Source organism: Citrobacter sp. S55_ASV_140 (assembly GCF_018919505.1).
In the GTDB taxonomy this organism is placed as follows: Bacteria; Pseudomonadota; Gammaproteobacteria; order Enterobacterales; family Enterobacteriaceae; genus Citrobacter; species Citrobacter werkmanii.
In genome coordinates this window covers 1-3,098 of record NZ_JAHLQZ010000307.1, presented here as the reverse complement: position 1 = coordinate 3,098, position 3,098 = coordinate 1, and the positions used below count along the sequence as shown (strand labels likewise).

General features: G+C 53.3%; 3 protein-coding genes. 2 read left to right on the top strand and 1 reads right to left on the bottom strand.

Going from position 1 to position 3,098, the window contains the following annotated elements; all coding sequences use genetic code 11:
* Window positions 1-168: 168 nt before the first annotated feature.
* A complete protein-coding gene (gene tyrS / locus KQJ18_RS22930) occupies window positions 169-1,443 on the top strand; it encodes a tyrosine--tRNA ligase (protein WP_038640399.1) in 1,275 nt (424 codons plus the stop codon).
* Window positions 1,444-1,507: 64 nt separating this feature from the next.
* Window positions 1,508-2,368, top strand: coding sequence for a pyridoxal kinase PdxY (gene pdxY, locus KQJ18_RS22925; protein ID WP_038640402.1), 861 nt, complete (start codon window positions 1,508-1,510; stop codon window positions 2,366-2,368).
* A 107-nt stretch (window positions 2,369-2,475) separates the two neighbouring features.
* Here pdxY and gstA read toward each other — a convergent pair whose 3' ends face one another.
* The gene (gene gstA, locus KQJ18_RS22920; RefSeq protein WP_085049400.1) at window positions 2,476-3,081 is read right to left on the bottom strand and encodes a glutathione transferase GstA; all 606 of its coding nucleotides are present in this window, start codon (window positions 3,079-3,081) and stop codon (window positions 2,476-2,478) included.
* Between the last annotated feature and the right edge of the window lie 17 nt (window positions 3,082-3,098).

Below are 3,098 nucleotides of genomic sequence, written 5' to 3'. Positions count from 1 at the left end.
CGTGAAGATAACGCGTGGAAAATTGATCGTCTGGCCCCCTAAAGATGCAAAATTCTTGTTTTAAGCGCTGGTGCTGATCAATCCGGCGCTTTATTCTATGTTTCTTTCGCATCAGGCGAAAAGTCGTGTACCGGCAAAGGTGCAGTCGTTTTATACATGGAGATTTTGATGGCAAGCAGTAACTTGATTAAACAATTGCAAGAGCGGGGGCTGGTGGCCCAGGTGACGGACGAGGAAGCGTTAGCAGAGCGACTGGCGCAAGGCCCGATCGCGCTCTATTGCGGCTTCGATCCTACCGCTGACAGCTTGCATTTGGGGCATCTGGTTCCATTGTTATGCCTGAAACGCTTCCAGCAGGCAGGTCATAAGCCTGTTGCACTGGTAGGTGGCGCGACCGGTCTGATTGGTGACCCGAGCTTTAAAGCCGCCGAGCGTAAACTGAATACCGAAGACACCGTGCAGGAGTGGGTGGATAAAATCCGTAAGCAGGTTGCACCGTTCCTCGATTTCGACTGTGGCGACAACTCGGCGATTGCTGCGAACAACTACGACTGGTTTGGCGGTATGAATGTACTGACTTTCCTGCGTGATATCGGCAAACACTTCTCTGTTAACCAGATGATCAACAAAGAAGCGGTTAAGCAACGTCTGAACCGTGACGATCAGGGGATCTCCTTTACCGAGTTTTCTTACAATCTGCTGCAGGGCTATGACTTTGCCTGCCTGAATAAACTGCACGGCGTGACGCTGCAGATTGGTGGTTCTGACCAGTGGGGTAACATTACCTCAGGTATCGACCTGACCCGCCGTCTGCACCAGAATCAGGTATTTGGTTTGACCGTTCCGCTGATTACCAAAGCGGACGGCACCAAATTCGGTAAGACCGAAGGCGGCGCAGTGTGGCTGGATCCGAAGAAAACCAGTCCGTACAAATTCTACCAGTTCTGGATCAACACCGCCGATGCGGACGTTTATCGCTTCCTGAAATTCTTCACGTTCATGGACATTGAAGAGATCAATGCGCTGGAAGAAGAAGATAAGAACAGTGGTAAAGCACCGCGCGCCCAGTATGTCCTGGCTGAGCAGGTCACACGTCTGGTTCACGGTGAAGAAGGTCTGGTTGCGGCAAAACGCATTACCGAAAGCTTGTTCAACGGCAACCTGAGCGATTTGAGCGAAGCGGATTTCGAACAGCTGGCGCAGGATGGCGTGCCGATGATTGAGATGGAGAAAGGTGCGGATCTGATGCAGGCGCTGGTCGATTCCGAACTGCAACCGTCTCGCGGCCAGGCGCGTAAGACCATTGCGTCTAACGCGGTGACCATCAACGGTGAGAAGCAATCCGATCCGGAATATTTCTTCCAGGAGAGTGATATCCTCTTCGGGCGCTACACCTTATTGCGCCGTGGCAAGAAGAACTATTGTCTGATTTGCTGGAAGTAAGATTTAGTTAGCAGGGGCGTGGGAAACTACGCCCCTTTATTTTTTCAGGGTTGTGATAAGTAAAATGAAAAATATCCTCGCCATCCAGTCCCACGTTGTTTTTGGTCATGCGGGCAACAGCGCGGCTGAATTTCCGATGCGTCGTCTTGGCGCAAATGTCTGGCCGTTAAATACCGTGCAGTTCTCTAACCACACGCAGTACGGCAAATGGACCGGTTGCGTTATGCCGCCGACTCATCTGACTGAAATCGTGCAGGGTATTGCCGATATCGATAAACTCCAGACTTGTGACGCAGTACTAAGCGGCTATCTTGGCTCGGCAGAGCAGGGTGAGCATATTCTGGGTATTGTGCGCCAGGTGAAAGCGGCCAATCCGCGGGCAAAATACTTTTGTGACCCCGTGATGGGGCATCCGGAGAAAGGGTGTATCGTCGCGCCGGGCGTGGCGGAATTTCATGTGCGTCATGCGCTTCCCGCCAGCGACATTATTGCCCCGAACCTGGTTGAACTTGAAATTCTGTGCGAACATGCGGTTCACAATGTGACTGAAGCGGTGATGGCTGCCCGTGAGCTGATCGCCCAGGGGCCAGAAATTGTGCTGGTGAAACATCTGGCTCGCGCAGGTATTAGCACCGATCGTTTCGAGATGCTGCTGGTCACTGCGCAACAGGCGTGGCATATCAGCCGCCCATTAGTTGATTTTGGCGCGCGTCAGCCGGTTGGCGTGGGTGACGTTACCAGCGGCTTGCTGCTGGTGAAACTGCTCCAGGGCGCGTCTTTACAGCAGGCGCTTGAGCATGTGACGGCGGCAGTGTACGAAGTGATGATCGCCACCAAAGAAATGCATGAGTATGAACTGCAGGTAGTGGCCGCTCAGGATCGTATCGCGATGCCTGAACACTACTTTAGCGCGACGCAGTTGTAATCAATGCCCGATGGCGCTCACGCTTATCGGGCGTACGTTTGGCCGTCGGCCAGCCAAGTAAGTAGGCCGGATAAAGCGCCTGGCGCCGCCATCCGGCACATTAGTGATTAGCTCAACCCTTCTGCTTTAAGCGCTGCGGCAACCGCCGGGCGTTCAGCCATACGCGCCATATACGCCTCGATATGGCTTAATCCTGCCATATTCAGCTTAACCGCATAAGCCCAACGCAGTACGGTGAACAGATAAGCGTCTGCAATGCTGAAGCGCGGGCCGCAGATCCATTGCTCATCTTTCAGCGATTCATTCACGTACTGCATTTTTTTCTCCAGCTGCGCGCGAACGGTGGGCTTGAAGTCTTCCGGCGTATCGGGACGGAACAGCGGGGTAAAACCTTTATGCAGTTCTGTCGCAATGTAATTAAGCCATTCGATGGTTTTGTAACGGGAGAGGCTGCTGGTAGGGGCGAGGAGGTGGCGGTCTGGCACTGTGTCCGCCAGGTACTGCATGATGGCGACGCCTTCGGTTAGTAGTGTACCGTCGTCCAGCAGCAGCGCGGGAACTTGTCCTTTGGGGTTTACCGCGAAAAAATCATCGCCGTTTTCCAGACGTTTCTTCATCAAATCGACACCATCCAGCGTGAAATCTTTACCGCTCTCACGCAGCGTGATGTGGGAAGCGAGAGAACAAGCGCCCGGTTTGTAGAACAGTTTCATCGGTAACTCCTTTTGGC